At 70.1% G+C, this 22,169-nt stretch carries 20 protein-coding genes and 1 pseudogene; 4 read left to right on the top strand and 17 right to left on the bottom strand.

Going from position 1 to position 22,169, the window contains the following annotated elements:
• Position 1 precedes the first annotated feature (1 nt).
• From OG306_RS27540 to ureA, 10 genes are all read right to left on the bottom strand, one after another.
• On the bottom strand, positions 2–982 hold the full coding sequence (locus OG306_RS27540) for an ABC transporter permease (protein ID WP_266748815.1): 981 nt from the start codon (positions 980–982) through the stop codon (positions 2–4).
• Positions 979–2,124: an ABC transporter ATP-binding protein gene (locus OG306_RS27535; RefSeq protein ID WP_266905303.1), complete on the bottom strand. Its 1,146-nt coding sequence runs from the start codon at positions 2,122–2,124 to the stop codon at positions 979–981. Before OG306_RS27535 ends, OG306_RS27540 begins: the two co-directional genes overlap by 4 nt.
• Positions 2,125–2,145: 21 nt before the next feature.
• Positions 2,146–3,819, bottom strand: coding sequence for an ABC transporter substrate-binding protein (locus OG306_RS27530; RefSeq protein WP_371665701.1), 1,674 nt, complete (start codon positions 3,817–3,819; stop codon positions 2,146–2,148).
• Positions 3,820–4,026: 207 nt separating this feature from the next.
• Positions 4,027–5,001, bottom strand: coding sequence for a LacI family DNA-binding transcriptional regulator (locus tag OG306_RS27525; protein ID WP_266905307.1), 975 nt, complete (start codon positions 4,999–5,001; stop codon positions 4,027–4,029).
• A 262-nt stretch (positions 5,002–5,263) separates the two neighbouring features.
• Positions 5,264–6,871 carry a citramalate synthase gene (gene cimA, locus OG306_RS27520; RefSeq protein WP_266748808.1) on the bottom strand — a complete coding sequence of 536 codons (1,608 nt, stop codon included), beginning with the start codon at positions 6,869–6,871 and terminating at the stop codon, positions 5,264–5,266.
• A gap of 279 nt (positions 6,872–7,150) precedes the next feature.
• Positions 7,151–8,485 carry an MFS transporter gene (locus tag OG306_RS27515; protein WP_371665700.1) on the bottom strand — a complete coding sequence of 445 codons (1,335 nt, stop codon included), beginning with the start codon at positions 8,483–8,485 and terminating at the stop codon, positions 7,151–7,153.
• 81 nt (positions 8,486–8,566) lie between these two features.
• Positions 8,567–9,172, bottom strand: a complete 606-nt coding sequence (locus OG306_RS27510) for a TetR/AcrR family transcriptional regulator (RefSeq protein ID WP_371665699.1) — start codon at positions 9,170–9,172, stop codon at positions 8,567–8,569.
• A 57-nt stretch (positions 9,173–9,229) separates the two neighbouring features.
• Complete coding sequence (locus OG306_RS27505) at positions 9,230–10,255, bottom strand: agmatine deiminase family protein (RefSeq protein WP_371665698.1); 1,026 nt, start codon at positions 10,253–10,255, stop codon at positions 9,230–9,232.
• 27 nt (positions 10,256–10,282) lie between these two features.
• Positions 10,283–11,965 (bottom strand): urease subunit alpha, encoded by a 1,683-nt coding sequence (locus OG306_RS27500; RefSeq protein ID WP_266748802.1) that lies wholly within the window; start codon positions 11,963–11,965, stop codon positions 10,283–10,285.
• Positions 11,965–12,660, bottom strand: coding sequence for an urease subunit gamma (gene ureA, locus OG306_RS27495; protein ID WP_266748801.1), 696 nt, complete (start codon positions 12,658–12,660; stop codon positions 11,965–11,967). Before ureA ends, OG306_RS27500 begins: the two co-directional genes overlap by 1 nt.
• 137 nt (positions 12,661–12,797) lie before the next feature.
• Here ureA and OG306_RS27490 point away from each other — a divergent pair.
• Positions 12,798–13,120: pseudogene (locus OG306_RS27490) on the top strand (cytosine permease); the annotation flags it as partial.
• A 252-nt stretch (positions 13,121–13,372) separates the two neighbouring features.
• On the opposite strand, the gene OG306_RS27485 reads toward OG306_RS27490, so the two are convergent.
• Positions 13,373–14,461 (bottom strand): branched-chain amino acid aminotransferase, encoded by a 1,089-nt coding sequence (locus OG306_RS27485; RefSeq protein WP_266748800.1) that lies wholly within the window; start codon positions 14,459–14,461, stop codon positions 13,373–13,375.
• A gap of 241 nt (positions 14,462–14,702) precedes the next feature.
• Positions 14,703–15,746, bottom strand: a complete 1,044-nt coding sequence (locus tag OG306_RS27480) for a 3-isopropylmalate dehydrogenase (RefSeq protein WP_266748799.1) — start codon at positions 15,744–15,746, stop codon at positions 14,703–14,705.
• 112 nt (positions 15,747–15,858) lie between these two features.
• Between OG306_RS27480 and OG306_RS27475 the strand changes: the two genes are divergently transcribed.
• Positions 15,859–16,047: a hypothetical protein gene (locus OG306_RS27475; protein WP_266748798.1), complete on the top strand. Its 189-nt coding sequence runs from the start codon at positions 15,859–15,861 to the stop codon at positions 16,045–16,047.
• A gap of 47 nt (positions 16,048–16,094) precedes the next feature.
• Here OG306_RS27475 and OG306_RS27470 read toward each other — a convergent pair whose 3' ends face one another.
• From OG306_RS27470 to OG306_RS27450, 5 genes are all read right to left on the bottom strand, one after another.
• Positions 16,095–16,223 (bottom strand): hypothetical protein, encoded by a 129-nt coding sequence (locus tag OG306_RS27470; protein ID WP_266748797.1) that lies wholly within the window; start codon positions 16,221–16,223, stop codon positions 16,095–16,097.
• A 355-nt stretch (positions 16,224–16,578) separates the two neighbouring features.
• On the bottom strand, positions 16,579–17,034 hold the full coding sequence (locus tag OG306_RS27465; RefSeq protein ID WP_371665697.1) for a hypothetical protein: 456 nt from the start codon (positions 17,032–17,034) through the stop codon (positions 16,579–16,581).
• A 214-nt stretch (positions 17,035–17,248) separates the two neighbouring features.
• Positions 17,249–18,016 carry an FAD:protein FMN transferase gene (locus OG306_RS27460; protein WP_266748796.1) on the bottom strand — a complete coding sequence of 256 codons (768 nt, stop codon included), beginning with the start codon at positions 18,014–18,016 and terminating at the stop codon, positions 17,249–17,251.
• Entirely contained in the window at positions 18,009–18,452 is a 444-nt protein-coding gene (locus OG306_RS27455; protein ID WP_266748795.1) for an FMN-binding protein, read from the bottom strand. The genes OG306_RS27460 and OG306_RS27455 overlap by 8 nt, the downstream gene beginning before the upstream one ends.
• Before the next feature lie 11 nt (positions 18,453–18,463).
• Positions 18,464–19,828, bottom strand: coding sequence for a ferredoxin reductase family protein (locus OG306_RS27450; RefSeq protein WP_266905319.1), 1,365 nt, complete (start codon positions 19,826–19,828; stop codon positions 18,464–18,466).
• Between the two features lie 170 nt (positions 19,829–19,998).
• Here OG306_RS27450 and OG306_RS27445 point away from each other — a divergent pair, with 170 nt between their 5' ends.
• Together OG306_RS27445 and OG306_RS27440 are read left to right on the top strand one after the other, a co-directional pair.
• Positions 19,999–20,733, top strand: a complete 735-nt coding sequence (locus OG306_RS27445) for a response regulator transcription factor (protein ID WP_323183950.1) — start codon at positions 19,999–20,001, stop codon at positions 20,731–20,733.
• Complete coding sequence (locus tag OG306_RS27440; protein WP_371665696.1) at positions 20,730–22,154, top strand: sensor histidine kinase; 1,425 nt, start codon at positions 20,730–20,732, stop codon at positions 22,152–22,154. The genes OG306_RS27445 and OG306_RS27440 overlap by 4 nt, the downstream gene beginning before the upstream one ends.
• Positions 22,155–22,169: the final 15 nt, after the last annotated feature.

The raw sequence follows: 22,169 nt of genomic DNA, 5'->3' as shown, positions 1-22,169 counted from the left end.
CCTAGGCCTCCCTTCGGGTACGGGGGTCGAGGACCATGTAGAGCACATCGGCAAGGAGGTTCGCCGCGAGGACGGAGAGCGTGATGATCAGGAAGACGCCCTGCATCAGGGGGTAGTCCTTCGCGCCCACGCCCTGGAAGAGCTGGTAGCCGATGCCGGGGTAGGAGAAGACCATCTCCACCAGCAGCGTGCCGCCGACGATGAAGCCCAGCGAGAGGGCGAAGCCGGAGATGTTGGGGAGGATCGCGTTGCGTGCGGCGTATCCGAACATCACCCGGCGCTCGGACAGCCCCTTGGCCTGGGCGACCATGACGTAGTCCTCGGAGGACACCGTCACCATCATGTTCCGCATGCCGAGGATCCAGCCGGCCACCGCGCTGAGCACGATGGTGAAACCGGGCAGCACCGCGTGGCGGAGCGCGCTGGAGATGAACGGCCAGTCGAAGGCGGGCACGAGCGAACTGTCGTAGCCGCCGGCGGCCGGGAAGAGCGGCCACTTCACGGCGAACAGCGCGATGGCGATGAGCCCCAGCCAGAAGTACGGGATGGCCGAGATGAACGTGGTGACGGGCAGCAGGCTGTCCATCCAGGAGCCGCGCCGCCAGCCGGTGAAGACCCCGATGCCCGTGCCGAGCACGAAGCTGATCAGGGTGGTGACGCCGACGAGCGCGAGCGTCCACGGCAGCGACTGGGCGATCACCTCGCTGACCGGCGTCGGGAAGAAGGTGAAGGAGAGCCCGAGGTCGCCGTCGAGCAGATGCGACCAGTAGTCGGTGTACTGCTGCCAGAGCGACTGGTGCTTGTCGAGGCCGAAGAGCGCCTTGAGCGAGTTGACGGCGTTGGTATCGAGCTGGCCCTGGAAGCGGGAGATGAGCGCCTGGACGGGGTCGCCGGGCATCATGCGCGGAATCAGGAAGTTGATGGTGATCGCGGCCCAGGCGGTGACCAGGTAGAAGGCGAGCCGTTGCAGCAGGTACTTCACTTCGCGGCCCCCTTCGCCTGACCATCGGCGGCTTCCGCGACGTGCGCGCCGTGCGGGCCGTGCGCGCCGTCCGCATCGTCCGGGCCGTGCGCGTCGTGCGCGTCGTCCGGGCCGTGCGCGCCGTCCGCGTCGTGCGCGCCGTCCGCGTACAGCCAGCAGGCCGCCCACTGGCCGTCTTCGAGGTCGAAGCGCGGCGGCGGTTCGGTGCGGCAGCGCTCCATCGCCCTGGGGCAGCGGGGGTGGAAGCGGCAGCCCGCGGGCGGGTCGATGAGCGAGGGCGGTTCGCCGCTGCCCGTCTCCTCCTGCTCCGCCTCGGCGACCACCCGGTCCGGGTCGGGCGCCGAGGCGATGAGGAGCTGGGTGTACGGGTGAGCGGGGCGCTGGGTAACGGTCTCGCTGTCACCACCCTCGACGATCCGGCCCGCGTACATCACCAGCGTGGTGTCCGCGAAGTAGCGGGCGGAGGCGATGTCGTGGGTGATGTAGAGGATCGCGAGGCGCAGCCGGTCCTTGAGGTCCTTCAGCAGATTGAGCACCCCGAGCCGGATCGAGACGTCCAGCATCGAGACGGGCTCGTCGGCGAGCAGGACCTGGGGGTCGGCGCCGAGCGCGCGGGCGATGGCCACGCGCTGGCGCTGTCCCCCCGACAGCTCGTGCGGGAACGTGTCGAGGTACTGCGCGGCGGGGGTGAGCTGCACCCGTTCCAGCAGCGCGGCGAGCTCGGCCCCGCTCGCCTCCCGGCCGTGGATCGTCAGTGCCCGGGTGAGGTGGTAGCGCACGGTGTGCACGGGGTTGAGCGAGGCGAACGGGTCCTGGAAGATCAGCTGGACCTGACGTACGTACGCGCGGAAGGACCGGCCGCGGCCTGCCTTCACCGCCTTCCCTGCCAGCCGGATCTCGCCCTCGGTGAGCGGATACAGCTGGGCGAGCAGTCTGGCCACGGTGGACTTCCCGGAGCCCGACTCCCCCACCAGGGCCGTGACCGTGCCCCGCCGGAGTTGCAGCGAGACGTCGTCGACGGCGTGGACGGTGCGGCGCCGGCGGGAGACGAGATCGCGGCCGGTGCGGCGGACGGGGAAGTGTTTGGCGACTCCGCGTGCTTCGAGCACGACGTCGCCGGTCCGATCGGTGGTGGTGGTCATGGCCGGTCCGTCTCCCCGTGCTTACTTGGCGGGCTTGAGCTGGAGCACGATCTGCAGCGCGGACGGCTGGGTGTGCTGCGGCGGGGCGTACGGGTCGGCCTCGGTGGGCCAGCCCACCCAGTTCTTCGTGGAGTACTCGGCTCCGATGGGGGCGGCGGCCGTCGGGATCACCGGCGCCTGCTCGACCATGATCTTCTGGAGGGTGTTCATGGCCGTGGTGCGGGCGGAGTCCTCGGTGGCGTTGGCGAAGTCCTTGAGCGCCTTGGTGGCCTGGTCGTTCTTGAAGCGGCCGAAGTTGCCGAGCTGGGACGCCTTGCCGACGGGCTGGAGCAGCGCGCCGTCCATGATGTTCTGGTACATGTCGTACGGGGTGGCGCCGCTGTTGGTCCAGTGCAGGGTTGCGTCGAAGTTGCCGTTGGCGACGTCCGCGCCCCAGGCCTCCGCGGTCTGCGTCTTGACCTTGGCCTCGATGCCGAGCTGCTTGATGTTGTCCTTGATGATCGCGAGCCCGGTGATGTAGTCGTTCCAGCCGGCCGGGTCGGTGAAGGTGAGCTGCACCGGCTTGCCGCTCGGGTCCTTCAGCACTCCGCCGCTGAGCTCGAACCCGGCGTCGGCGAGGATCTTCTTGGCCCCGGCCACGTCCGGTGCGGTGGTGGCGCTCCTGTACTCGGGCGCGAGGAAGGACTCACCGGCGGGCAGCGGGATGCCGGTCGGGTTGGTGATCTCCGGGTAGAGGGTCGCCTCGGCCTGGGTGTAGATCGCCTTGCGGTCGACGACCATCGCCATGGCCTTGCGCAGCGCCGGGTTGTCGAGCGGCTTGCGGGCGGTGTTGAACCACAGTCCGTGGATGCCGAGCCCGGACGGGAACCACAGCTTGTGGTTCTTGGGGTCCTTGCTGATGAACAGCTGCTTGTAGTTCGGCATGAAGACGAACGACCACTCGACCTTGCCGCTCGCCAGCGCCGTGGTCGCCGCGCTGTTGTCGTTGTACGCGGTGTAGCGCAGCTCCTTGACCTTGGTCGCGCCCTTCCAGTAGGTGGGCGTGGCGGTCAGGGTGGTGGTCTGCGGGGTGAACGTCTTGAGCTTGTACGGGCCCGAGCCGACCGGCGTGCGGTTGGGCCAGGTCTCCGGGTTCTTGACGCCTTCCCAGATGTGCTTGGGCACGACGAACTGCTGGATGATCTTGTTCTGGTTGACGTACTGGGAGTCCTTGAAGGTCAGGACGACCGTCTTGCCCTGCACCGCGACCCCGTCGAACGGGATGCCGTTGCCGTTGAGCGCCGGGTGCTTCTTCAGGAGGTCGAAGGTGTACGCGACGTCCTCGGCGGTCAGCGGCTTGCCGTCGGCCCACTTGGCCTTGGGGTCCAGGGTGAAGGTGACCTTGGTGAAGTTGGACTCCCACTTCCAGCCGGTCGCGAGCCAGGGGGCGGCCTTGTCCGCGGGCCGGATCTGGTTCGTCATGGCGAGGGGCTCGTAGATCATGAAGCGGTAGCCGAGCGTGGCGCCCGCCGAGGTGCTGAGGAACGGGTTGCTGTTGTTGGTCTGCGGCCCGTCCGGCTTGCCCAGGGTCAGCACGCCGGAGGCGCCGCCCCCTTTGTTGGCACCCGAATTGGCGGACGAGCAACCGGCGGCGAGCGCGACCACGGTGGTAGCGAGCGAGAGCGCTCTCAGGGTGGCGTGACGTCGTGCGGACATGGCGACTCCATGAGGGACTGCGGGTCTGGGAGATCCGGGAAATGGGCAGCGCTCGGCGCGCCGGGTACAGGCGGTACGGGGCGGTGCGGGTGGTGCCGATGGTGCGGACGGTGCCAGTGGTACGGGCGATACCAGTGGTGCAGGCGGGGCCGGTGGTGCGGGGGAGCTTGCGGAAGGGGCAGGCGGCCGGGGATGCCGGCCGGACCGCTACGGCGCCGAGTGGCGCACGACCAGTTCGGTGGGCAACACGACCGGTGCGTCGGGCACGGCCGTGCCGCCGAGGTGGGAGAGCAGCATCCGCGCGGCCGTCTCACCCATCTGCCGGGTGGGCTGGCGCACGGTGGTCAGCGGCGGTTCGGTGTGCTCGGCCATCGGGATGTCGTCGAAGCCGACCACGGCGATGTCGTCCGGCACGGACCGCCCGGCCGTCCGCAACGCCCGCAGCACGCCTGCCGCGCTGATGTCGTTGTGCGCGAAGACCGAGTCGAACTCCGTGCCGGAGGCGAGGAGTTGCTCCACGGCCAGCCGGCCGCAGCGTTCGGTGAAGTCCCCGTGGGCGACGAGATCGGTGGGCAGGACCGTACGGAATCCGTCCAGCCGGTCGCGTACGCAGCCGAAGTTCCGGGGGCCGGTGATGACCAGGGGTCTGATGCGTCCGGCGGCGAGCAGATGGCGGGCTGCGGACGCGCCTCCTTCGCGGTTGGTGGTCACGACGGAGGGGAATTCGGGGTGGTGGCCGCGGTCGTCGATCAGCACGATCGGCAGACCGCCGCGGTGCAGTGCGGTGAGGTGGTCGAGGGTGTTCTCGGGTTCGACGACGACCAGCCCGTCGAAGGCGCGCGCCGACACCTGGCTGGTGAAGCGCTCCACGGACTCGGCGCCCCGGTTGCAGGTGAAGAGCAGCAGTCCGTAGTCGGCGGCCTCGACGGTGTCGACGACGCCCTGGAGCACTTCGCCCATCCACGGCCAGGTGAGCGAGGGCACCAGCATGCCGACCGTACGGCTGCTGCCGCGGGCCAGTCCGACGGCGCCCGAGCTGGGCACATAGCCGAGCTGTGCGATCACTTCACGAACACGGGCGGCCGTGGAGACGTCCACTTCGCCCTTGGTGTTGATGACCCGGGACACGGTCGTCTTGCTGACGCCGGCCTCGCGGGCGACATCGGCGATGGTGACACGCATCGGGGGCCTCCAGGACAAGGCGCGACAGGGAGCTGAAACCGGTACCGCAACCGGTACCGGAACCGGTACCGGCGTTGCGGCGTGAGTTAACCCCGCTGGAACACTGCCGTCAATACTTCACGCCGACATTGGTCCGTACCCATTTCCCGTACGGGCAGGTTGCGTTATGCGTTCAGGTTCTGAATGCACCCGGTGGCTCACATTCCTCGGCCGCCGGACGGGCCCGGGGCCGGGCCCGCCCGGCGGCCGAGGAGCGACTCCGCTACTCCGTGGGCTCGACCCCGGCGCGCAGCAGCCCGTACGTGTACGCGTCCTCCAGCGCCTGCCAGGAGGCCGCGATAACGTTCTCCGCTACGCCCACGGTCGCCCAGTCGCCGCTGCCGTCGCCCGTGGTGATGAGGACTCGGGTGGTGGACTCGGTGCCGGTCCGGCCTTCGAGGATGCGGACCTTGTAGTCGACCAGTTCCAGCTTGGCGAGCTGCGGGTAGATCCGTTCCAGCGCGACGCGCAGCGCCCGGTCGAGTGCGTTGACCGGGCCGTTGCCCTCGGCGGTGGCGACGATGCGCTCGCCGTTGGCCCAGAGCTTCACGGTCGCCTCGTTGGCGTGCGTCCCGTCGGGGCGGTCCTCGACGATGGCACGCCAGGACTCGGTACGGAAGTAGCTGCGTGCCCGGCCCTCCGCCTCGGCGCGCAGCAGCAGTTCGAAGGAGGCATCGGCGGCCTCGTACGTATAGCCCTTGAGTTCGCGCTCCTTGACGCGTTCGACGACGCGGCCGACGAGTTCGCGGTCGCCGCCGAGGTCGATGCCGAGCTCCTTGCCCTTGAGCTCGATGGAGGCACGGCCGGCCATGTCGGAGACCAGCATCCGCATGGTGTTGCCGACCAGCGCGGGGTCGATGTGCTGGTACAGGTCCGGGTCGACCTTGATCGCGGAGGCGTGCAGTCCGGCCTTGTGGGCGAAGGCGGAAACCCCCACATAGGGCTGGTGGGTGGAGGGCGTCAGATTGACGACCTCGGCGATCGCGTGGGAGACGCGGGTCATGTCGGCGAGCGCACCCTCGGGGAGGACGGTCTTGCCGTACTTGAGTTCCAGGGCGGCGACGACGGGGAAGAGGTTGGCGTTGCCGACCCGTTCGCCGTAGCCGTTGGCGGTGCACTGGACGTGGGTGGCGCCCGCGTCGACGGCGGCGAGGGTGTTGGCGACGGCGCAGCCGGTGTCGTCCTGGGCGTGGATGCCGAGCCGGGCGCCGGTGTCGGCGAGCACGGTGGAGACGACGGCCGTGACCTGCGCGGGGAGCATGCCGCCGTTGGTGTCGCAGAGGATGACGACATCGGCGCCGGCCTCGGCGGCGGCCCGGACGACGGCCTTGGCGTACTCGGGGTTGGCGCGGTAGCCGTCGAAGAAGTGCTCGCAGTCGACGAAGACCCGGCGGCCCTGCTCGCGCAGGAAGGAGACGGTGTCGCGGACCATCTCCAGGTTCTCTTCGAGGGTGGTGCGCAGGGCGAGTTCCACATGGCGGTCGTGGGACTTGGCGACCAGCGTGATCACCGGGGCGCCGGACTCCAGCAGTGCCTTGACCTGGGGGTCCTCGGCGGCCTTGCCACCGGCCCGGCGGGTCGCGCCGAAGGCGACCAGCTGGGCGTTCTCGAACTCGATCTCCTGCTGGGCGCGGGCGAAGAACTCGGTGTCCCGGGGGTTGGCGCCGGGCCAGCCGCCCTCGATGAAGCCCACGCCGAAGTTGTCCAGGTGCCGGGCAATGGTCAGCTTGTCCGCGACCGTCAGGTTGATGCCTTCACGCTGGGCCCCGTCGCGCAGTGTGGTGTCGAAGACGTGGAAACTGTCGTCGCTGGCCTTGGCCTTGGTGGTCATGCTGGTCTGACTCCTGTCGGATGAGTGGATCCGGACGATCTGGCTCCACTTGCCCCCATCATCCCGCGCGCCTCGCCCCGGCCGAGGTGAGGGCCGGAAAACGAAAAAACCCCTCGCGGGTGCGAGAGGTCTGCGCGCGGGTCTGGGGCACGGTGGCCGCGCCGCACGTAGGTGGTACGGGGCGGTCACTGCGGACCGGCGCGCCTGTTGCCAATAATCATGACGAACGAGGGCACGGAGGCAGTCTTGCACAGGGCCACCTCCGTGCCCTGCCCCGTCTCAGGATGCGGGCGTGACGGTGGTCGCTCCGGACGGCTCCGAGCGCTCCTGTCCGCGCTTGCCGGCGCCGACCCGGCCCAGGTCGATGTCGCGGGTCTCGCGCATGGCCAGGTAGACGATCAGGGAGACCGCGGCACACCCGGCGACATACCAGTAGAAGCCGGACTCGATGCCGGCCTTCTTGAACCAGAGCGCCACGTATTCGGCGGTGCCGCCGAAGAGCGCGTTGGCGATGGCGTACGGGAGGGCGACGCCCAGGGCGCGGATGCCGGTCGGGAAGAGTTCGGCCTTCACGCAGGCGTTGATCGAGGTGTATCCGGTGACGACGACCAGGGCGAGGAGCGCCAGGCCGAGGGCGGGCCAGAAGGTGCCGGCGTGCTTGAGCATCGTCATGATCGGCACGGTCAGGAACGTGGAGCCGACGGCGAAGGTGATCAGCAGCGGGCGGCGGCCGATCCGGTCGGAGAGCATTCCGGCCAGCGGCTGGATGCACATGAAGACGAACAGGGCGCAGAAGCTGACGAGCGAGGCGGTGGACTTCTCCATGCCGGCGCTCTTGGAGAGGAACTTGGTGAGGTAGGTCGTGTACGTGTAGTACGCGACGGTCCCGCCCATGGTCAGCGCCATCACGAGGAACGCCTCGCGTTTGTGCCGCCACAGCGCCTTCAGGGTGCCGCGGTCCTCCTGCTCGGCGGCGCCGGACTCCGCGTAGACCTCGGTCTCCAGCATCGAGCGGCGCAGGTAGAAGACGATTGCGGCGCCGAGCGCGCCGACGATAAACGGGATGCGCCAGCCCCAGCTGTGCAGCGCGGCATCGGACATATTGCGCTGGAGGACGATCTGGAGGCCGAGGCCGACGAGTTGTCCGGCGGTCATGGACACGTACTGGAAGCTGGAGGCGAAGCCGCGCCGGTGGGGTGCGGAGGCCTCGGTCAGGTACGTGGCGCTGGCGGCGTACTCGCCGCCGACGGAGAGGCCCTGCAGGAGCCGGGCCACCAGCAGGACGGCGACGCCGCCGTAGCCCGCGACGTCGTACGTCGGCGCGACGGCGATGAGGATCGCGGAGGCCGACATGAGGGTGACGGTGAGGGTGAGCGCGGCCTTACGGCCCCTGCGGTCACCGATCCGGCCTAGCAGCCACCCGCCGACGGGCCTCATGAAGAAACCGACGGCGAAGATCCCCATGGTGTTCATGAGGTTGGCGGTCTCATTGCCCGCGGGGAAGAACGAGTCCGCGAAGTAGACCGCGAAGGTCGCGTACACGAACCAGTCGAACCACTCGACCATGTTGCCGGCGGAGCCGACCCAGATTTTCTTCCACTGCTCTCGTCCCATGGTCCGTCACCGTGCCCGAACAGCCGGGAGCGCAACAAGAACCGGGCGGGCAACGATCACGCGTACTTATGTGCGTTGCGTTCAGGGAAGCAGCGAGCTCTGAAGGAACTCCCTTACGTGGGAGAGGACTTGCTCACGTCCCGTACCCGGTATGCCGACGACGACATGGACGCTGAAGCCGTCGAGCAGGGCGCGCAATCGGGTGGCGAACCGGTCCGGGTCCACGGCGCGGAATTCCCCCCGCGAAACGCCCTCGGCGAGCAGCGCCACCAAGTCCCGGTGCCAGGCCCCCTCGATGGCGGCCTGCCGACCGCGGGCGTCGGCGTCGGCGTTCTGCGAGCGGTTCCAGACCTCCAGCCAGAGCGCCCAATGGGGGTCGCGCGGTCCTTCGGGGACGTACAGATCCACATAGTGGTCGAGCCGCTCGGCGGCGGGGGCCTGCTGGGAGAGCAGGGCGCTGCGCTCGGCGCCGAGGCGCCCCTCGCTCCACTCCAGGGTCTGCAGCAGGAGCTCGTCCTTGGTCCGGAAGTAGTACAGAAGGTGCCCGCTGCTCATCCCGACCTCGCGTCCGAGCCCCGCCATGGTCAGCCCGTCGAGCCCGCGCTCGGCGATGGTGGCCATGGCGGCTGCGAGCAGGGACTCACGGGGCGGCGCCGTATTGCGCCGCCGGGCGGAGGGCGGGGTCATGCTGCGGCCGCCGCGCAGAGCATCTCGTTCACCCGTACGTTCTACCGGATCCGCCGCTCAGCCGCCTACAGCAGGCTGCTGCTGAGTGATGCAGTGGATACCGCCCCCGCCCGCGAAGATCGTGCGGGCGTCGACCAGCGTGACCGCGCGGCCGGGGTAGAGGCGACGGAAGATGCCCGCGGCGTTCTCGTCACGGGGATCGTCGAAGGCGCACAGCACCACGCCGCCGTTGCAGACGTAGTGGTTGATGTACGAGTAGTCGACCCACTGACCCTCCTCGTCCTGCACGACGGTCGGGGCCGGGACCTCGATGACCTCCAGGGCGCGGCCCTGCGCGTCCGTCTGGGCCCTGAGCATCTGCACGTTCTCCTTGCAGAGCTCGTGGTCCGGGTGGGACGGATCCGGCTGGGTATGGACGACGACCACACCGGGTCCGGCGAAGGCGGCGACGATGTCGACATGACCGAGGGTGCCGAAGCCGTGCGGCGGGAAGTCGCCCGTCAGGCCGCGCCGCAGCCAGATCGCCTTCGTGGTGCCGAGCTTGGCGTGGATCTCGGCCTCGACCAGCTCCTTGGTCCAGTCCGGGTTGCGCTCGGGGCCGAGCTGCACGGTCTCGGTGAGCAGGACGGTGCCTTCACCGTCGACGTGAATGCCGCCGCCCTCGTTGACGAGGGGTGAGCTGTGCACGGGGACCCCGGCGAGGTCCGCGACATGGCGAGCGATCTTCGCGTCGTGATCCCAGGTGGCCCAGTCCTGTGCACCCCAGCCGTTGAACACCCAGTCCACGGCGGCCAGCCGGGTGCCGTCGGTGACGAAGGTCGGGCCGATGTCACGCATCCAGGCGTCGTCCAGCTCGCGCTCGACCAGCTCGATGTCCGGGCCGAGGAGGCCACGGGCGTCCTCCGCCTGGCCGGGCCCGACGACCATGGTGACCGGCTCGAAGCGGCGTACGGCCCGGGCCACCGCGGCCCATGCCTGGCGGGACTCGGCGAGGTCGTCGCCGGAGAAGGTGACGTTGGGGCCCGGCCAGGCCATCCAGGTGCGCTCGTGCGGGGCCCACTCGGGCGGCATACGGAACGTCATGTCGTCGGACTCCTCAAGGCTGTGTTTTTACAGGAAGTAGAGGCGGTTGAGAGAAATCGATTCGGCGGGCTCGGAGCGCATCGGGGCACCGTCCAGCGTGACCAGGCCGCTGCGCCCGTCCACTGCCACCTCGCCGATACGGGAGTTGAGGCGCAGGTCCGCCGGCCCGATCCCACGAGTGCCGCGTACGGCCACCCGGCGGCGTCGCGTCGGTATCAGATCGGAGCCCAGCTCGGTCGCCGCCTTCGCCACAAAGGCCACCGAGATGTCCGCGGGGGTCGCGCCGTGCCCCCCGAACAGCGGTCCCAGGACGAGCGGTTCACAGGTGTCGGTCGCGGCGTTGGGGTCGCCCGTCACTCCCCACGCCGGGAAGCCCGACTTGAGCACGAGCTGCGGCTTGGCCCCGAAGAACTGCGGCTTCCACAGCACGATGTCGGCGAGCTTGCCCACCTCGATCGAGCCGATCTCGTGCGCCAGACCATGCGCGATGGCCGGATTGATCGTCAGCTTCGCCATGTAGCGCAGCACCCGGGCGTTGTCGTCGTGCGGGCCGTCGCCCTCCATCGGGCCCAGCTCGGCCTTCATCTTCCCGGCCATGGCGAAGGTACGGCGTACGGTCTCGCCCGCGCGCCCCATCCCCTGTGCGTCGGAGGAGGTGATACCGATCGCGCCGAGGTCGTGCAGCACGTCCTCCGCGCCCATCGTCCCGGCCCTGATCCGGTCCCGTGCCATGGCGGCGTCACCGGGCAGGTCGGTCTTGAGGTCGTGCACGGAGACGATCATCCCGTAGTGCTCGGCCACCGCGTCCCGGCCGAACGGCAGGGTCGGGTTGGTGGAGGAGCCGATGACGTTCGGGACGCCCGCCATCTTGAGCACGTTCGGTACGTGTCCGCCGCCGCAGCCCTCGATGTGGAAGGCGTGGATCGTCCGGCCGTCCAGGACACGCAGGGTGTCCTCGACGGACAGGCATTCGTTCAGCCCGTCACTGTGCAGGGCGACCTGTACGTCGTGCTCCTCGGCGACCCGCAGGGCGGTGTCGAGTGCGCGGGTGTGCGCGCCCATGTCCTCGTGCACCTTGAAGCCGGACGCGCCCCCCTCGGCAAGCGCCTCCACCAGGGGCGCGGCGTCGGAGGAGGAACCGCGCGCCAGGAAGCCGATGTTGACCGGCCAGGCGTCGAAGGCGTTGAAGGAGTGGCGCAGCGCCCACGGCGAGTTGACCCCGACGCCCCACACCGGGCCGAACTCCTGGCCGATGACGGTGGTGACGCCGGAGGCGAGCGAGGCCTCCATGATGCGCGGCGAGAGCAGATGGACATGGGTGTCGACGGCGCCGGCCGTCGCGATCATGCCTTCGCCGGAGACGATCGAGGTGCCCGTACCGACGACGACGTCGACGCCGTCGAGCGTGTCCGGGTTCCCGGCCCGTCCGATCGAGCAGATCCGGCCTTCGCGGATGCCGATGGAGACCTTCCGGATGCCCTGGACCGCGTCGATGACCAGCACATTGCTGATGACGACGTCACAGGTGTCGCGTACGGCCGCGGCCTTGAGGTGCAACCCGTCGCGCGCGGTCTTTCCGAATCCGGCCAGGAACTCGTCGCCGTGCTGCTGTGCGTCCGACTCGACGCGCACCACCAGGCCGGAGTCGCCGAGGACGATCCGGTCCCCGGCGCGCGGTCCGTGGACCGATGCGTATTCGTAGGGGTCCATCAGGCGTCCTCCGCTCCCAGATAGCCACAGGCCGCCGCACGTCGCAGGGCCTCGTCCTTCGCGCCGGGCGCGTCCAGCGGGCCGTCGACCAGGCCCGCGAAACCGATCGCGATGCGAGCACCGCCGATCGGCAACAGACCGACCTCGGCCTCACCGCCCGGGTCGAAACGGACCGACGACCCGGCGGGAACACACAGCCGCATGCCGTATGCCGCGGCCCGGTCGAAGTCGAGTCGCGGGTTGGCCTCGAAGAAGTGGAAATGCGAGGTGACGCTGACCGGGACGGTCGCGGTGTTGCGCACGGCCAGCCGCAGAGCGGGTTCGGGCTCGGCGTGCGCCGGTGCGGGCAGTACGGCGCCGGGCGCGCTGTCCCCCAGCCGGACTCCGGCACCGTGGCCGATGGGCTCGGACACGACCGCCAGCCGGGACCCATCGTCGAAGACGGCCTCCACATGGACCTCGGTGACCACATCCGCCACACCGGGCAGGACGTCGCCGGGTCCCAGCACACTGCGCGCGGCCTCGATGGCCTCCGCGAGACGCCGTCCGTCGCGCGCCGCTTCGCACACGGTGTCCGCGATCAGCGCGGTCGCTTCGGGCACATTGAGCTTCAGCCCACGCGCTCGGCGCGCCCGCGCCAGTTCGGCAGCTCCGAAGAGCAGCAGCCGGTCACGCTCGGCCGGGGTCAGTTGCACGTCACCATACCTCCAGATTAGAACATCACTCTAACCGGGCTCCCCTTGACTGGAAAGTACTGACTGCCATCTGTCCTTAAGTCATATTGAGCGGCGCTCAAACAGTCGGGCGTCAGGGGCGGCCTCATGCCGATGGAACAACCATGACGTCCTTCGTGCTGCTGCTGACGGCCATCGGCACCCCGTGGGCCGTGATCTCGCTGATCGGGTACGTGCGCTGCGGCGGCCAGTACGACCCGGATTCTCAACCGACGCGCCAAGGGCGGCATCTACTGGTGCCGGGCGGGCTGGAACATCAGCGCCACGGTGTCCTGGGCCCTGAGCCCTGGGCGCAGCGGTCGGCCTCGCGGCGGTCTCCACCACGGTCTACGAAGGACCGCTGCTCGCCCTCACGGGCGGGGTGGACTGCAGCTTCATCCTCTCGGGCCTGGTGGGCGGGGTGACGTACACCGCCCTGACATGGCGCGACGAAAGGTTCCTCCCAGCGCGCATCCGCCACCTCGTACGAGCCTGCGCAATCCTGACCCGCTGCTTGCCCCGGTTCTTCGATTCCCTCTCCTTCCGGGACAGGCTCCCTCGCGTTCGAGTTTCTTCGCCGCCCGGCGCAAAGAACCGGGGCGCTCCGACGCGGAGCCGGTAGCGGAACGCACCGCGCCCCCGCCCCAGTCGCTGCGCGCGGTCGGGACGGGGGCCTGGGCCGTACAGGGGCTGACTAGCCCAGCGGGTGCATCCAGCCGTGGGTGTCCTCGGCGACGCCGCGCTGGATGTCCAGCAGGCGCTCACGCAGCTTCCCCGTGACCTCGCCGGGCGCGCCGTCGCTCTGGGTCCACTCGCCGCCCGCGGACTTCACGATGCCGACGGGGGTGATGACGGCGGCCGTGCCGCAGGCGAAGACCTCGGTGAGGCTGCCGTTCTCGGTGTCGGCGCGCCACTGGTCGATGGAGACGCGGCCCTCCTCGGACTCGTAGCCGAGGTCGCGGGCGACCTTGAGCAGCGAGTCACGGGTGACACCGGCGAGCAGGGAGCCGGTCAGGGCCGGGGTGATGATCTTGTTCCCGTACACGAAGTACAGGTTCATCCCGCCGAGCTCCTCGACCCACTTGTGCTCGACCGCGTCGAGGTAGGCGACCTGGTCGCAGCCCTGCTCGGCGGCCTCGGCCTGGGCGAGGAGGGACGCGGCGTAGTTGCCGCCGGTCTTGGCGTCGCCCATGCCGCCGGGGACGGCGCGGACGCGGTTCTCGGAGAGCCAGATGGAGACCGGCTTGACGCCACCGGGGAAGTAGGCGCCGGCGGGCGAGGCGATGACGATGAAGAGGTACTCGTTGGCGGGCTTCACGCCGAGGCCGACCTCGGTGGCGACCATGAACGGACGCAGGTAGAGCGACTCCTCGCCGCCGTGCGCCGGAACCCATGCCTTGTCCTGCTGGACCAGCGCGTCGCACGCCTCGATGAACGTCTCGACGGGCAGTTCCGGCATGGCCAGCCGGTGCGCCGAGGCCTGGAAGCGCTTGGCGTTCGCCTCGGGGCGGAACGTGGCGACGCTGCCGTCGGGCTGGCGGTAGGCCTTGAGGCCCTCGAAGATCTCCTGCGCGTAGTGCAGGACGGTGGTCGCGGGGTCGAGGGAGAGCGGGCCGTAGGGGACGAGCTGGCCGTCGTGCCAGCCGCGGCCCTCGGTCCACCGGATCGTCACCATGTGATCGGTGAAGTAGCGGCCGAACCCGGGCTTGACCAGGATCGCCTCGCGCTCCGCGTCGGACAGCGGGTTCGAGGAGGGCTTGAGCTCGATCGTGGGCGTCGTCATGTGTGCGTGTCCTTCACCGGTTGTGTGTGTTGGACCGCGCTCACGTCGCTCCTGTCAGACAGGTGCTAGGACGTCCGAGCTTCACCGCGAGCGACGGCCCCGTTCGATTATCGCTCCGGGGTGGCCGTGCACGAAATGACGCGAATGCGGTCCAGGGGTCGATGGTCGCACCCGGGACCGCACAGGAGAAGCCGCCGGGTGCGGTTGCGACCCGGCGGCTTCGAAAATTGGAGTCGTCGGGTCAGCTCGCTACGCGTACCGCGAGCGCGTCGCCGATCTGGTCGGTCGTACGGGGCGTCACTCCGTCGCGCTCCGCGAGGTCGGCGGAGACGGCGTCCTCGATGCGCGCGGCCTGGGCCTCGTAGCCGAGGTGGCGCAGCAGGAGGGCGACGGAGAGGATCGTGGCGGTCGGGTCGGCCTTGCCCTGTCCCGCGATGTCGGGGGCAGAGCCGTGGACCGGCTCGAACATCGACGGGAAGTTGCCCGTCGGGTTGATGTTGCCGGACGCGGCCAGGCCGATGCCGCCGGTCACGGCAGCGGCGAGGTCGGTGAGGATGTCACCGAAGAGGTTGTCGGTGACGATGACGTCGAAGCGCTCCGGCTGGGTGACGAAGAAGATCGTCGCGGCGTCGACGTGCAGATAGTCGGTGGTGACCTCGGGGTACTCGGTCGCGACCTTGTCGAAGGTGTTCTTCCACAGGTGGCCCGCGTACACGAGGACGTTGTTCTTGTGAACGAGCGTCAGCTTCTTGCGGGGGCGGGCGTTGGCCCGCTCGAAGGCGTCACGGACGACGCGCTCGACACCGTAGGCGGTGTTGACGCTGACCTCGGTGGCGACCTCGGCCGGCGTGCCGGTGCGCAGCGAACCGCCGTTGCCGGTGTACGGGCCCTCGGTGCCCTCGCGGACGACGACGAAGTCGATGTCCGGGCGGCCGGCCAGCGGCGTCGCGGTGTTCGGGAACAGCTTCGACGGCCGCAGGTTGATGAAGTGGTCGAAGGCGAACCGCAGCTTCAGCAGGAGCCCGCGCTCCAGAACGCCGGACGGCACGGAGGGGTCGCCGATCGCGCCGAGCAGGATGGCGTCGTGACCCTTGAGGGCCGCCAGCTCCTCGTCCGGGAGGGTTTCACCGGTACGGTGCCAGCGCCGGGCGCCGAGGTCGTACTCCTTGGTCTCCAGCTTCACATCCTGCGGGAGAACAGCGTTGAGGACCTTGAGGCCCTGGGCCACGACCTCCTGGCCGATACCGTCACCGGGGATCACTGCGAGATTGATGCTGCGAGACATGCCCGAACCTTACTGCGCGTCCCACCTCATGACACGTGACGTCCACGATACGGACACATGGCCGCTCCCGGCGCCGGACACATGCGAGGGACACGTCGGGGACCACGACAGCGTGGACACGTACCACGTGGTCGAGGGCGGCGGAAGGGCGACCGGGACCGTGGAGTGGTCCCGGGTCCGTTGCGCCGGCTTCTCGTTCCTGGCGGTGGGGGTGGAACCCGGACGGCGTGCCCGGATGAAGGTCATCGCGCTCGCCGAGTCGGGCGAGCGCATCGACCGCTTCGAGATCAGCCGCGGCTGATCAACGACCGGGCAGCCGGCCTTGGTGACCGGTCTCAGCGGCCGGCCTCAGTGGCCCGTGGAGCCGCCGTTGTCCCTGCGGTCGAGGGCCCGCTGCAGGGCGGCGGCGGCATTGCGGCGCTCCGACTCGGTCGGGCGGTGGGTGTGACGGACGCGGCGGACAGTCGTCTCGGCCATGGTGGATCGACTCCTTGAGATCGCGAGGACTTCGAGATCGAAAAACCGTGAAAGTGATGTCGAGATCGGGATTTCGAGGCGCCTGAAGGGGCGGGGAGCGGGCGCCGCAGGGGTTGCCTGCACGGGGGCGCGCACTCACGACCGCCAGTCGCTGGATCTAGCGAGACGTTCGGCTTCTACAAAGTTAGGACAGCTCGGCCGGTCTGTCTCCACAATTACTCGGACTTCCTACTATCTGAGACGGAGGTTTACGACCGCCCGCCCCCGGTTCCCGGTCCCGAGCCCGGCCGGCGAGCGATCGTGCCTGCTCAGAGGTGGTGACAGGGCCGGCCGGGTCCGTCGGCGCGGCCGGCCGTCACACGCGCTGCCCGAAATTCTGCACCCCCACCATCCGCAGCAATTGCAGCCGCTCGTATGCCTCGCTGCCCGGCCGGGCCGTGTGGATGACCAGGTTCTGCCCGCAGGCCCCGCTGAGCAGCACCTCGCACTCCAGGTCCAGCAGCCCGACGACCGGGTGCAGGAACCTCTTGTGCTCCGCGCGGCGCAGCGCCACCCGGTGCTCGGTCCACAACGCGTCGAACTCCTCGCTCCGCTCGCGCAGTTCCCCGACCAGGGTGCGCAGTTGGGCGTCCTCGGGGCGCTCCGCGAACACCGCCCGGAGCTGGGCCACGTGGCTGCGGGAGTGCGTCTCGTGGTCCTCGGGCGGGAACAGCGCGCGCCCGGCCGGGTCGGTGAACCAGGCCCGGACGATGTTGTGGCCCGGCCCCGCCTCACCGACCAGCGCAACAGCCATGGCGTTCTGCGCGAGCACCTCCCCCCGGTCGCTGAAGACCTGGGCGGGCGCGTCGTGCAGCCGGTCGAGGACTCCAAGGTTGTGAACCGGCGCGGACAGAGCGACCGTTCGCCGTCCTGCCGGCAGCGGTCCCGCGTCGGTGATTCCTGGTGGTCGATGATTCCTGGTGAGAGGGGCCGGGCAAAGGTGCGGGCCCCGTTCCCTGCGGGAGGCCACGAGTCCGCGTCCTGCCTCATGACCCGTACCGGCTGAATCCTGACGTCTGCCACGTCCGGCCGTCGAGCAGGACGGCGAGCGCCTCGTGGCCGTCCAGTGCTTCCATCCAGTCCCGTGCGTCCTCGCCTCTGGCGAACGCCGCGGTGGTGTAGGCATCGGTCGTGGTCAGCCGGGGCCCGACGACGGTGAGGGAGGCGAACGCGGTGGCGGGTGTGCCGCTGTGCGGGTCGAGGATGTGGGCGCCGCGTTCGGCGGTGCCCGAGGTGGCGACGGCCAGGTCGTGGCGTGCGGTGATGACGGTGGCCAGTTCGCCGGGGCGCAAAGGGTGGGCGATGCCGATGCGCCAGGGGGTGCCGGGGGCTGCCCGGCCGCGGAGCTGGAGGTCGCCTCCGCCGTTGACGCAGGTGTGGTGCGCCCCCGCTTCGTGGAGCAGCCGGGACGCGGCTTCGGTGGCCCAGCCCTTGACGAGTCCCGAGGGGTCCAGGACACCGGCCGGGACGATGCTGAACCAGCCGTTGGTGACGTGGGTGGCTTGCGCGCAGAGGGACAGCACTTCGTGGACTTCGGGAGGGCAGTCGTCCAGGTGGATCTCGCCGCGGTCCAGGCGGCTGATGTGGCTGTCGGGCCGGTAGGTGGAGAACACGGCGTCGACCCGGTGAAGCTGACGCACGGCCTCGGCGAGGGCGCGGTGGATGGCCGGGGTGGGCTTGTCGCGGATGTCGAAGGAGAAGACGGTGCCCATGACGTGTTCGACGTGGCGCAGTCCGTGTGCGGTGTCAGGCATGAGCCCGGTCCAGGGCGCTCTGCAGGGACTGGATGTAGCCCTGGCTGGTGTAGCTGGCGCCGGTCACGGCGTCGATGTGCGCGCTCTGGGCGCCGATCGCCTCCTGGGTGAGACGGGGCAGCGCGTAGGAGGCGATCTGCTGGTCGCGGCCGTTGTGGTCCGGGGCCTGGAGAACCTTGACGGCAGTGATCCTTCCCCGGGAGAGGGTGGCGGCGACCTGCACGGTCCCGTAGGGGGTGTCGATGGGATCGCCGGTGAATGTGCCGGTGCCGGTGGATGCGCCCGCCGTGGTGCCCGCGGGGGTGTGCGGGGCGGAGGAGTCCGTCGGGGAACGGGGGGCCACCCCGGCGAGGGCCGGGAACTGGTGCGGTTTGAGGGCGAGCAGCGCAACGACGAGGGCGCTGATCCCGGTGGTGGCGAGGACGGCTCGGCGCATGGTGGTTCTCCTCAGAACGCGAACGACTCGTGGTGGATGCTTCGTGCCGGGACTCCGGCCTCGCGCAGGGCCTGGATCGCGGCCTGTGTCATGCCGGGCGGACCGCAGAGGTAGACGTCGTGCGCGGCGAGATCCGGCACCAGCGCGGTCAGGCCCCGGGCGGTGAGGGGTGAGGAGTATCCGGCCGGTTCGTCGACGACGTAGTGCACGGTGGCCCGTCGGTGGGCGGCTATCGCGTCGATTTCGCCACGCAGGGCGAGGTCGTCGGTACGGCGGGCCCGGTAGACGAGGGTCACCTGTCCCGGCAGCGTCTCGAAGAGCGTGCGCAAGGGGGTGATGCCGACGCCGCCGGCCAGGAGCAGGACCTTGGGAGAGGTACGTCGGTTCGCGGTGAAGCCGCCGTAGGGTCCCTCCGCCCACACGCGGGTGCCGGGCGTCAGGCGGGCGAGGGCGGCGCTGTGGCCACCGGCGGTCTTCACCGTGATGCGCAGACGACTGGGGTGGGCGGGGGCGGAGAGGGAGTACGGATTGGCGGTCCACCACAGACCGCGGGTCATGAAGCGCCAGCGCAGGAACTGCCCCGGCTCGCCCCCCAGCTCGTCGAGGTGTTCACCGGTGAGGTGGACGGAGACGACGCCCGGCGCCTCGGGGTGGACCGCCGCCACACGCAGGCGGTGGCGCAGTCCGCGCCGCAGCGGTACGGCGAACCGGTACCACGCGACCAGCGCGGCGACGCCGAGGAACAGCGTGTACCAGGCGATCTGGGCGGCGCGGTTGCCGACGAAGTCGGCTCCGTTGGAGAGCTGGTGTCCGAAGGTGAGGAAGACGGCCAGGTAAGTGGCAAAGTGCAGGTAGTGCCAGGTCTCGTAACTCAGCCTGCGGCGGGCCGCACGGGCCGAGAGAACTCCGGTGGCCAGGAACAGCAGGAAGCCGGCCGTGCCTTTGAGGAGGTCGGGATAGTGCAGGACGAGCGTGGAGGTCTGGCCCACGACGCTGGTGTGGGAGGTCAGTGAATAGCCCCAGATGATCAGCAGGGTGTGGGCGAGGGCCAGGGAGATGGTGCAGCGGCCGCCCAGGGCGTGCCAGCGGGCGAGCCGGTCGGTTCCGATGGTGTGGTCCAGCAGCGGAACACGGGCCATCAGGGCCAGCAGCACCGCGCAGGCGTACCCGGCCAGCAGCCCCGTGATGCGCCCCGCCCCGGTCAGCCAGCCCGCCGGGCCGACCACCGCAGTCGTGTCGCTCCACCACAGGACCAGCACCCCCGCCCCGCCGGCCCCGATCACCAGCGGTGCCAGGAACGGCACAAAGCTGCGGCGCGGGCGCCGGTGGCGCATCCCGCGGCTCTCGTAGGCGGTGCTGGTGAACGTGGTGGTCATGGGCTCCTCCGGATGGGACTCGCTCCGGCGATGGGCGGCCAGCCTCACAGCCCAACCTCTGCGTTCCTTCTGAATCCGCCCCGCCGACCCCTCTCTGCTCCGATTCAGAGGAATCTCACAGACACCACCCGCCCCACTACGCCCCTCGCCGGGGGGATGCTGAAGGAACCATGGACGAGCCGCGTACGACATCGCTTCTGCACCGCCCCGACGGAGGATCCGTGCGGGTCCTCGTCGTCGACGACGAACCCGACGTCACCGACGTCCTGGCCGGCGTCATGACCGGCGAGGGCTGGCAGGTCCGCACCGCCGCCGACGGCGCGGCCGCGCTCGCGGCCGCCCGTGATTTCCGGCCCGACGCGGTGGTCCTGGACTGGATGCTGCCCGACCTCGACGGCCTGCAGGTGCTGCGCGCGCTCAGACGCGAGTCACCCAGCGTGTGCGTGCTGTTCCTGACCGCCCGCGACGCGGTCGAGGACCGCATCGCCGGCATCACCGCCGGCGGCGACGACTACGTCACCAAGCCGTTCAGCCTGGAAGAAGTCCTGGCCCGGCTGCGCGGGCTGCTCCGGCGGGCCGGCCTGACCGCCGAGCCGGGGGCGCACCGGCTCACCGTCGGAAACCTCACCATGGACGAGGAAGCCAGGGAGGTCAGACGCGGCGGGGCCACCGTCGACCTGTCCCCGACCGAGTTCGAGCTTCTGCGCTTCCTCATGCGCAACCCGCGCAGAGTCCTGTCCAAGGCCCAGATCCTCGACCGGGTCTGGGCCTACGACTTCGGCGGCCGCGCCCACGTCGTCGAGCTCTACATCAGCTACCTGCGCAAGAAGATCGACGCCGGACGCACCCCGATGATCCACACCGTGCGCGGCGTCGGCTACGTCCTCAAGCCGGATTCCCCGTGAGACGCCCGGCACCCCGCACCCTGCGCGGCCAGCTCACCGCCGGACTCGTCGCCCTGCTCGCCCTCGCCTGCCTCGCCGTCGGCATCACCACCGCCCTCGCCCTGCGAGGCTTCCTCGTGGGGCGCCTGGACGAGCAGCTCTCCGCGTCCGGCGGCCGTTTCGCCGCCAGCCTGGAACACGAGGCCGAACCCGACGCCGACAACCGCCCCGACACCCGGGGCCAGGCCGAATCGACCTTCGGCGCCCGCCTCGTGAACGGCTCCGTCACCCAGGCCGCCGTCGTCCACGACGCGAGCGACCGCCCCCTCCCCCTCGCCCCCGGGGACCGCCGCGCCCTGGCGGGGATCCCCACTGACGGACACGGACACAGCATCCGCCTCTCCGCTCTGGGGATCTACCGCGTCACGGCCGTCCGGGGCGACGACCAGGACACCCTGATCACCGGGCTGCCCCTGCACCCGGTGGAAGAGACCGTGCACCGCCTCGAAGCGGTCGAAGCCGCACTGTTCGGCGTCGCCCTCACGGTCACCGGCGTCGCCGGGGCCCTGTGGGTACGGATCTCCCTGCGCCCCCTCCAGCGGGTCACCGCCCGGGCCGCGGAGGTGGCCGGGCTGCCGCTCGCGAGCGGTGAGGTCGCCATGCCGGGGCCGCTCCCCGACACCGACCCCCGCACCGAGGTCGGCCAGGTCGGCACCGCCCTCAACCACATGCTCGGCCACATCGAGGACGCGCTCACCCGTCGCCAGGCCGGCGAGGAACGGCTCCGGCACTTCGCCGCCGACGCCAGCCACGAACTGCGCACCCCCGTCGCCAACATCCGGGGCCACGCCGAACTCGCCCTGCGCCACGAAGGCCCCGTTCCCGGCGCGGTCCGCCACGCACTGGAACGCATCGAAGGCGAGTCGCAGCGCATGACCTGCCTGGTCGACGACCTGCTCCTGCTCGCCCGGCTGGACGCCGGGCGCCCCCTCGGACAGGAGCCGGTCGATCTGACCCTGCTGATCCTGAACGCGACGGACGACGCACGCGCCGTCGGCCCCGGCCACCGCTGGCTCCTCGACCTCCCCGAAGAACCGGTCACCGTCACCGGCGACGCGCACCGGCTCCAGCAGGCCATCGGCAACCTCCTCGCCAATGCCCGTACCCACACCCCGCCCGGCACCGAGGTGACCGTCACCCTCACCGCCGATCGGACCGGCGTCGCCGTGAGCGTGAGCGACGACGGGCCGGGCATCCCCGAAGAGCTTCAGCCGGAGGTCTTCGGTCGCTTCGTCCGCGCCGACCACGCCCGCTCCCGCAGTACCGGAAGCACCGGTCTCGGCCTCGCCATCGTCCACGCCGTCATCACCGCGCACGGCGGAACCGTCACCGTCACCAGCCGCCCGGGACACACCGCCTTCCGCCTGACACTCCCCGGCTGACGCCGTGCGCCCCGG

Origin of the sequence: Streptomyces sp. NBC_01241, from assembly GCF_041435435.1 — a bacterium.
Classification (GTDB): domain Bacteria; phylum Actinomycetota; class Actinomycetes; order Streptomycetales; family Streptomycetaceae; genus Streptomyces.
This window is presented reverse-complemented; position numbering and strand designations above follow the sequence as displayed.

Coding starts and splice junctions, on each gene's coding strand:
- OG306_RS27510 (WP_371665699.1), bottom strand. CDS start 9,172: ATGACCCCGCCCTCCGCCCGGCGGCGCAATACGGCGCCGCCCCGTGAG.
- OG306_RS27515 (WP_371665700.1), bottom strand. CDS start 8,485: ATGGGACGAGAGCAGTGGAAGAAAATCTGGGTCGGCTCCGCCGGCAAC.
- OG306_RS27470 (WP_266748797.1), bottom strand. CDS start 16,223: ATGGCCGAGACGACTGTCCGCCGCGTCCGTCACACCCACCGCCCGACC.
- OG306_RS27450 (WP_266905319.1), bottom strand. CDS start 19,828: ATGACCACCACGTTCACCAGCACCGCCTACGAGAGCCGCGGGATGCGC.
- OG306_RS27525 (WP_266905307.1), bottom strand. CDS start 5,001: ATGCGTGTCACCATCGCCGATGTCGCCCGCGAGGCCGGCGTCAGCAAG.
- OG306_RS27445 (WP_323183950.1), top strand. CDS start 19,999: ATGGACGAGCCGCGTACGACATCGCTTCTGCACCGCCCCGACGGAGGA.
- OG306_RS27460 (WP_266748796.1), bottom strand. CDS start 18,016: ATGCCTGACACCGCACACGGACTGCGCCACGTCGAACACGTCATGGGC.
- OG306_RS27485 (WP_266748800.1), bottom strand. CDS start 14,461: ATGACGACGCCCACGATCGAGCTCAAGCCCTCCTCGAACCCGCTGTCC.
- OG306_RS27505 (WP_371665698.1), bottom strand. CDS start 10,255: ATGACGTTCCGTATGCCGCCCGAGTGGGCCCCGCACGAGCGCACCTGG.
- OG306_RS27455 (WP_266748795.1), bottom strand. CDS start 18,452: ATGCGCCGAGCCGTCCTCGCCACCACCGGGATCAGCGCCCTCGTCGTT.
- OG306_RS27530 (WP_371665701.1), bottom strand. CDS start 3,819: ATGTCCGCACGACGTCACGCCACCCTGAGAGCGCTCTCGCTCGCTACC.
- OG306_RS27500 (WP_266748802.1), bottom strand. CDS start 11,965: ATGGACCCCTACGAATACGCATCGGTCCACGGACCGCGCGCCGGGGAC.
- cimA (WP_266748808.1), bottom strand. CDS start 6,871: ATGACCACCAAGGCCAAGGCCAGCGACGACAGTTTCCACGTCTTCGAC.
- OG306_RS27535 (WP_266905303.1), bottom strand. CDS start 2,124: ATGACCACCACCACCGATCGGACCGGCGACGTCGTGCTCGAAGCACGC.
- OG306_RS27480 (WP_266748799.1), bottom strand. CDS start 15,746: ATGTCTCGCAGCATCAATCTCGCAGTGATCCCCGGTGACGGTATCGGC.